The sequence below is a fragment of the Sandaracinobacteroides sp. genome (assembly GCF_057137845.1).
Map to the genome: position 1 here is coordinate 1 of NZ_DBNHFX010000114.1, position 7466 is coordinate 7466.

Annotated in this window: 11 protein-coding genes; all 11 read right to left on the bottom strand. The window is 66.4% G+C overall.

Features of this window, described 5'->3' with window-relative positions; translation table 11 throughout:
- Positions 1–1592 (bottom strand): non-contractile tail sheath protein (locus AC16JP_RS05925; RefSeq protein ID WP_484339683.1); only part of this gene is annotated, 1592 nt, incomplete at its 3' end.
- 1 nt (position 1593) lies between these two features.
- Positions 1594–2136, bottom strand: a complete 543-nt coding sequence (locus AC16JP_RS05930; protein ID WP_484339684.1) for a tail tape measure protein — start codon at positions 2134–2136, stop codon at positions 1594–1596.
- The gene (locus AC16JP_RS05935) at positions 2129–2320 is read right to left on the bottom strand and encodes a phage tail assembly chaperone (RefSeq protein WP_484339685.1); all 192 of its coding nucleotides are present in this window, start codon (positions 2318–2320) and stop codon (positions 2129–2131) included. The genes AC16JP_RS05930 and AC16JP_RS05935 overlap by 8 nt, the downstream gene beginning before the upstream one ends.
- Positions 2321–2623: a GTA-gp10 family protein gene (locus AC16JP_RS05940; protein WP_484339686.1), complete on the bottom strand. Its 303-nt coding sequence runs from the start codon at positions 2621–2623 to the stop codon at positions 2321–2323.
- Positions 2620–3027 carry a phage tail tube protein gene (locus tag AC16JP_RS05945; protein WP_484339687.1) on the bottom strand — a complete coding sequence of 136 codons (408 nt, stop codon included), beginning with the start codon at positions 3025–3027 and terminating at the stop codon, positions 2620–2622. Before AC16JP_RS05945 ends, AC16JP_RS05940 begins: the two co-directional genes overlap by 4 nt.
- Positions 3017–3427: a DUF3168 domain-containing protein gene (locus AC16JP_RS05950; RefSeq protein ID WP_484339688.1), complete on the bottom strand. Its 411-nt coding sequence runs from the start codon at positions 3425–3427 to the stop codon at positions 3017–3019. Before AC16JP_RS05950 ends, AC16JP_RS05945 begins: the two co-directional genes overlap by 11 nt.
- 19 nt (positions 3428–3446) lie before the next feature.
- A complete protein-coding gene (locus AC16JP_RS05955; protein ID WP_484339689.1) occupies positions 3447–3788 on the bottom strand; it encodes a head-tail adaptor protein in 342 nt (113 codons plus the stop codon).
- Between the two features lie 9 nt (positions 3789–3797).
- Positions 3798–4322 (bottom strand): head-tail connector protein, encoded by a 525-nt coding sequence (locus AC16JP_RS05960; protein WP_484339690.1) that lies wholly within the window; start codon positions 4320–4322, stop codon positions 3798–3800.
- Positions 4322–4597 (bottom strand): phage fiber-tail adaptor protein, encoded by a 276-nt coding sequence (locus AC16JP_RS05965; protein WP_484339691.1) that lies wholly within the window; start codon positions 4595–4597, stop codon positions 4322–4324. The genes AC16JP_RS05960 and AC16JP_RS05965 overlap by 1 nt, the downstream gene beginning before the upstream one ends.
- Before the next feature lie 10 nt (positions 4598–4607).
- Entirely contained in the window at positions 4608–4976 is a 369-nt protein-coding gene (locus AC16JP_RS05970; RefSeq protein ID WP_484339692.1) for a hypothetical protein, read from the bottom strand.
- 17 nt (positions 4977–4993) lie between these two features.
- The coding region (locus AC16JP_RS05975) for a hypothetical protein (protein WP_484339693.1) at positions 4994–7466 on the bottom strand (2473 nt) is incomplete at its 5' end.

A 7466-nucleotide genomic window follows, 5' to 3' on the forward strand; every position in this document is an offset into this window, starting at 1 on the left:
GCCGCGATCCGCGGCCAATCCCGCGCGGCCGTTTGCCCATCCAGCACAAAGCCGGAAAAATAGTGCTGCGCATGCAACGGATAGCCCAGCGCCTGCATAACCGCCGTCCGCCCGGCCCGCATGCCGCGTGGATCGCCAGCCACCACAAATTCATAGTCTTCCAGTTGCAGCACATCCCATTCGGGGTATGCCCAGCCGTCCGGCATATTCGCGCGGCGAAGGTCTGGCCGGTCATCCGCCAGCACCTGCGGCGCATAGAACAGCAGATGGGAAACGAACGTCGCGCCATCAGCGGCATCGCGCGCTGCCTCCCGAACAGACGCACAGGCATCGGCCAACTGCGCCCACAGCCAATCCAGAAACAGTTGCTCTGCAGCCGATCGAACCCCGGAAACATCGTTCATCGATGGCGCAGCGGTGCCGGAATGGGCCGCCCAGCGCCCAATCGTCGCCGCGTCATAGAAACATGGCGCCCCACTCGGGCCGACCCACCACCATGGCTCGCCAACCTGAAACCCGACGGCGCCAGCCTCATCGGCCGCCATCGCACCAAACGCCGCCGCGATCCCGCCCAGCCATCCCAGTGCCGTCTCGTTGCATGGCGAAAGCAGGGTCGATGGTGGGCTCCAGCCCGTCAGCGCCCTGCCGCCGTTGGCGTCGCGCTGCGCCCAGGCCGACGGCGCATAAGCGTCGAACAATTCAAAACTCAAACTCAGGATTGCCGTCATCCCGGCACGCGCCATCGCACGCAGCAACGCCCTGTGCCAGGCCATGGCCGCTGCACATACCCCGCCCGAAACAACGAAACCCTCCCCGGCAGCCACAAGCGCCGGGTAATGGCTCATGCCCACATAATGGGTAACGGCTCCGCGATAGCCCAGCGCCTGCCACTGCTCGACAAGCCGCTCCGGTGCCTGATGATAGCTGTCATCATAGCCCGAGCACATGCGAAGCTGATGCTCCGGCAGAAACGCATCGCCCATCAGCATGACCGAGGAATGCCCGGATGCCCGCATCCCGCGCATCTCGATCCAGCTCGATATGGGCGCCGCAAGCGCCGTATCGGTCCCGTCATACTCCGCCGGCACGACCGACAGGAACAACCGGTCGATGTCTCCGGCGAACACTGGCGGTCCGCCCGGCCCGAATCCTGCGCGCAGATCATCGAAATCGATGCGCACGCCCATGCCGCCCGAAACAGCCGCCGCATAGTTCGCCAGCCGCACATACCAGACGCCCGCCATCCCGGTGGCATCCCGCCCCTCGACCGTCAGCACCGCGCCATGCAGCGCGTCCAGCGCGGCGATACCCGGCCCGGCCGCCCACTCGAACTCCAGCGTCAGTCCGCGATAGTCCCGCCACGTCTCATAACCGAGCAACGGATGCGACCAGCGGTCCTCGCTGCTCCAGATCAGCCCGACCAGATCCTTACGGGTCAGAAAATCCAGATCCAGCCGCAAGGTCGACGGATCCGGAACAGTCAGCGCCGCCATCATCGGGCGTGGAAAATCGACCGACCACAGGTCAGGACGAAACCGCTTCACATGGCAGCGGCGCACCTGATCGTCCCGGGTTGCAAGATAATGCGCCATCTCAGCCTGCCCGCTCCAGTGCCCGGCGCACGCTGCGCGCCACCTGCTTGCCCGTCTGCGCCATGAATGTGGTTCCGGCCTCTCGCGGCGCCGCCACATTCACGGTCACATGCACCCCCGCGCGCTGGCCGGTCATCGCTTCCACGCGCCCGCTCGACTGCGGCACGAACAGTTCCGGTCCCCGCTCCCCCACGACATAGGCGCGCCCCGGCCCGACCGGTCCACCCGCCGCCCGCCCCGGCAGCCCCAGCAGGCCAACGCCAGCTGAAGCAATGGCCGAACCCACCCCCGTCCCGCCCGAAAGCTGCAACGCGGCAGATGCGATCTCCCCAAGCGCCCTTCCGGCAACCCTTGCCAGATCTTCAAACTCCAGCCTTCCAGATCGCGCCGCCCGCCGCAGAGCGCTCTCGATACCGCGGCCGGCAGCTTCCGCCCCCTGCACCAGCGGGCCTGACAGCATGTCCCGCATGTCCTGCGCATCGCGCGCCAGCGCCTCGCGCCCGGCGCGCAGGCCGGCGCCGAACGGTTCCAGTTCCTCATCCATCCCGCAAAACCTCCCGCAACCGCTCCAGTTCCTGCCGCCCCAACGCCGGCGACACGCCAAAGCGCCCTTCCAGCGCCTGCTGCAATTCGATCGGCGTCGCCTGCCAGAATGCGTCCGGCATCCACCCCAGAATGCCGGTCGCCACAGTCGCCGCCGTCCGCGCGACATCCGCGAACAGCAGCACTCAGCCCTTGCCGAAAATCGCGCTGACCAGCGCCTGATATGGTTCCAGCATCGCCGCCGGTCCCGCCACCAGCAGATCTGCCTCAAAGCTCCGGCGGTCGCCGTTGCAGGGCTGCGCGCAATGCCAGAACAGCGCACCGATATCTGCGATCCTCACATCGCCCGCAGCAGCGCGCTCCAGCAGTTGAAACAGGCTGCCAACCTCGGCTTCCGCTGCAACCAGCGCCTCGAAGCTCGGCCGCAACGCCAGCACGGCACCCCCAAGCGGCAGCGCCACCTCACCCCGCAGGCGATTGGCCGTCACAGCGCTTCCACCACGCCGGAACTCTCCAGCGACATGGTGTAGGCGCGCTCACCGTTGAAATCGCCGCTGTAATCCAGCCGCGACACCTGAAAGCTTCCGCGCATGCGCTCACCGCCTTCGAAGCTCACCTCGAACCGGTCCAGTGAACCGGAAAGCGCCCGCGCCTTCAGCGCCATTTCCGCCTCGGATCCGGTGAACACACCCGCCCCCGAAACCGAGACTGACCGCGCCCCCCCGGCAGGCAGCAGTTCGCGCCACCCGCCCGAACCCTTGTTGGTCACGACCACCTGCTCGGTCGCGATGCTCATCTGCGTCGTCCGCAGTCCGGCTACCGTCCGGAACGTCTCGGGCGTGCCGCCGTCGCTCATCTTCAGCAGAAACGCTGCCCCGCTCTCAACCGCCATGTCCGTTCTCCATCACCGAAAGCGCCCGGAACTCCAGAACGCCCTGCGTCCAGTTGCGCTGCGCCCGTTTCACGGTCGCGCGAAGCAACCGCATCCCCACCAGCCGTCGCGTGCCGATGGCCCTCGGCATCGCCATCACCACCCGCTCCACTTCCAGAAGCGCCTGTTTCGCTGGCGCAAACCCCTCGCGAACGTCCCAGAACGTCAGAGAAAAGCGATGCTCCGCCCCGCCTCCGCCCTGCCACCCCCTGGGGATCACCACGTCCGCTCCAACCGACAGATACGGCGCCCGCGCATCCACGGGCGGTCCGTCGTAAAGCCCGATCCCGTTCGCCACGATCGCGGCGTCGGCCGACAGCGCCGCCACCAGCGCGCGCTGCAATTCCAGGCTCGCCTGCATCCACCCTCTCCTGCTCGTGTCACCCCGCCGACGGGCCGAAATCTTCCGCCCACAGCGTCTGCACCGCATCGCGCGCCGATGACGCCTCGATCCCGGTCACGGCCAGCAACTGTCCGCGCCAGCGCACACGCATCCCAGGTGTCACGGCCCGTCCGGCGCGCACCTCGATCCGCCAGCGCCGGGCCGCGTGCCTCGTATCGGCAGCCACCGGCAATTGCCCCGCCTGTGCAACCGGGCCAACGTCTGCCCAGCACACAAAGGCCGTGCGCCACTGGCCAGACTGTTCGCCCGCCAATCCGCGCACATCATCGCGGCTCTCGAAGCACACCCGCTCCGAGAGCCTTCCAGCCACTTCGCGCATGAATTCCCCCTATCGAAGCCGTCGCGGCCTGTCGGGCGCCAGCAACAGTCGCACCGCCGGCGGCACGGCCAGCGCCTCCTCCGCATCGCGGTGCGCATGCCAGTGCGCCGCCAACCGGACGACAGCGATGGAAAACCGCTCGGGCAGCCCGTTCGCCGTGGTGGCCAGCCCCGCACGATAGTACAGCCGCACAGCCGCCCCGGCGGTCACATCCGGCAATCGAACGACACCCTCACATGGATCGACCGTCCAGCCGTCCGCGACCGGCAGCCAGGCCCCGTCATCCCCCTGAACATCTACGGCTTCGACAGTCCGCAGCGGCCGGCACGTCACCCTGACGGATCCATTCCCAACGGCCACCGTTTCGACGACGGCGCGCTCCAGCAACAACATTCCGGTCTCGTTCTCGACCACTTCGGTCGCAGCCCGAAGCCAGCCCGCCAGCAGCGCATCCTCCGCGTCATTCTCAAGGCGCAGATGCGCTTTCAACACATCGATCGACACGGCCGGCTCGGCCTTTCCCGATGTCAGCATCAGCGTTCCTCCACCCTGACCAGAATGCTCCGCTCGTCGATAATGCCATCGGCAAAGGTCACGCGGTTGCGCGCCCGATAGACGTGTCCGCGCAATCCGCCGACAAGCGTAACAACGGCAACACCGCCATCCAGCGCCTGCGCAACGATGCCAACCCCACCGGTCTCGACCGGCTCGACGGCCCATTCACTGGCGACGATGGCTCCCCCCTCGGCCAATGTGTCCGCCCACTCCAAACGGTAATCCAATACCGCATCCGGATCTTTCAGAAACATCCGCCGCTCCTCAGACCGGTGCGCCGATATCAACAGACCAGGCATCGAAGCTCACTTCTCCGCCCGCAACCAGCGCCTGATCGGGGCAGGTCGTCACATACAGAAGCCGCGCAAGCGCGGTATCGATCAACGCAACGTGCCGGGCAACGCCAGCGGCAATCACTGCAATCCCGGCCTTTGCCGCAATCGAAACTTTGCGGCCCGCACCACCACCCGGCGCCAGTTGAAAATCGCCAGCCGCAAGCGTCGCCTCGGCCAGCTTGCCGGCAACGGCCGCTGCATAGCTCGCCGGCTGCGCATCCAGCGCCACCATGCGCGTCGCACTCGAAATCACCTGAAGCGCCCCATCGAGCACTTCATCCGCTACCCATTTGCCCATGTCCGGCTCCCTCTATATCAGTCCCGGCGCACCTTCTGCGTCCGGTCATCCTTCGGCACGCGTACCGTCCGCCAACTGCGCGGGGCGGCGGGCATTGCCCCCGACCAAACAGCGGCGGCAGTCGAACCCACCGCCAGAACCGCCGATGCCCCGGCCAGTCCGGCCGCCCACCCGATCACCGCGCCATCGGCCTGCATCGCGTGGCTCGCGCCCCCCGGCAGCAGCGAAACAGCACCCGCATCCGCCCCGAACGCGCCGCTCGCATGCACGGCGCCGCGCGCATTTCCCGCTACATCCACATCGAGGTTGGCAGGCCCGCCACGGGCCAGCATCACACTCCCGCCGCCGGGCCGGTAATCGCCGCCACCCGTGCCCGCGACAGACCGGTCGCTCTGATCGTCGACAAACCCTTCGTAATAGTTTGCCAGCACATTCGCATAATCGGTGTTTACAGCAGCCCCTATGCCCCAGGCCGCGTGCTGAAAGTTCGCTGCATCGGTCGTCACCCGGTTGGCATGCACATTGCCGGAATGCCCCACACCAAACAGCATGTTCCACGAACCGGTCAGCGCTCCGTTCTGCTTGAAGATGTCCTGCTTGATCGCATGACGGCTGAACACGCAGTTCCGCACCGTGTTGCACACATGGCCCAGATCGGCATGGGCGCTAAGCGTCGATGAATTGGTGCCGCCGTTGTAAAAACCGTTGAAGCCGTTGCCGATCAGCGTGCAGCCTTCAAAGACCGAATCCCTGATCTGCTCATAGCTCCCCTCGCCAACACCCCAGATGCGCTCGCTGTCATTGCCTTTTGCCCGTTCGCAATGGCCGTTGACGATGGCAAAGCGGGTAAAGGTCGTCGGATCGGCCTGCGTTCCCGCGCCACCCGAAACCGCTCCGCCGGCGCTGAAGAACCGCCCCGCCCAATCGTCGGCCCGGCAACCAACCACCATCGCATCGCTGTTGGGAAAGGCCGAAACGCCCCAGGTGCCGAATGCAGCCGCCGATGCTGTGTTCCGGCTTGCGAAATATGGATCAACCGGCTTCCAGCCGTTGATGTGCACGATCGCCTCGCCAACCCGGCTCACCCCGGTTGATCGTTGCAGCATCACCCGGCGGTTGCTGCCCACTGGCGGCTCGTCGAACTTCCACCACATCGACCGGCAGAATGTCAGGTTCGCGTATCCGGCAGGCGAACTTCCGCTGAAGGCAGCAGTTGTGTTGCCCGTCTCGAAGCCCGGCTTCCCGCGCACCTCGACATTTTCAAGGTGCCACATGCCGCCGGTGCCAAAGCTCGCCTGCCCCTGCTCGACCGTCAGATTTTCCAGCCACAGCCGCGCAACCTGCCGTGAACCCGGCGCCGCCGTTCCCGACCGCAGGATGCAGTTGGCGCGCGGGTCCGCGTTGTCCGGGTCGCCCCGGATGATCAACCGGCCCTCGTTGCAGTTCGCGCCGCTCGTCACCGTGCCCGCGCCAAACGGCTGCACGCCAGCCAGCAGCGTGATAACGTGCCAGTCCATCGCCCGCGCTGTATCCGCCGCCCATCCATTGCGCGCAGGCAGCGATACATTGGCCAGATACAGCGCCTGAATGGCGGTAATCACATCCGCCGCAGGCGTCCCCGTTTTCGCGCCCGCCAGATCGGTCGCCACCGTCACGCTCGCAGCGGTTGAAGTGCCGGTCGCCGCGTCCACCACCACATGCCGCCTCGGATACAGCGCGCCCGCCGGATCATAGCTGATGCAGTGCGGCGAAGCCCAGCCGATGGGGTTGGCGTTCGTCGCATCCAGCGAATGCGCCGAACCCGTCGAACGCGACTGCCCGATCCAGGGGTAATCCGTCCGGTGGATCGTCACCGGCCCGGCTGTCAACCCGGTCAGGTCCAGCGTCGCACGCCAGCAACGCACATTGTCGCCACGGTCCGAAGCACCAGGCAAGGCCCAGAACGGCCCGACTGTCGTCGTTCCATCGGTCGCCATGAACGACATGCCAGCCAGCGCCTGGTGCAGGCTGCCGCCATGATGGCGTGGATGATGCGAAGCCGCAATCGCTTCGACCGTATAGCTCGTCGTGCCGGAAACCAGCTCGAAGCTTGGCTGCGCCCAGCGCGTGATTGCCATGGGCAGCGGCGCGGTCGAATTGTTGGTGATGCCGCCGGAAATCGTCGCCGCGCCTTCGCCAGCCTTCCAGCCGGCCGCGAACGTCACCGATGCAACCGTGTCGCCTGCATACAAATATTCCGACAGCGCGATCCGCACCGTTCGCGTGCCATCGCCATGGTCTGTCTCATCAAGCTGTGCATGGTTCGGGTATGGCCGCCGGATCGCCTTCAACCCCACCAGCGTCTGGCTGTCCCCAACCGACGCCACCACGCCACCGCCCGACCGGGTGAACCCCTGCCGCGTAACGACCACCTGCACTCTGGGGCTTACATCAGGCGAAAGCGGAAACTGGTCGACACCGCCCGACATGAACCGCCCTTCGGCGCGATCG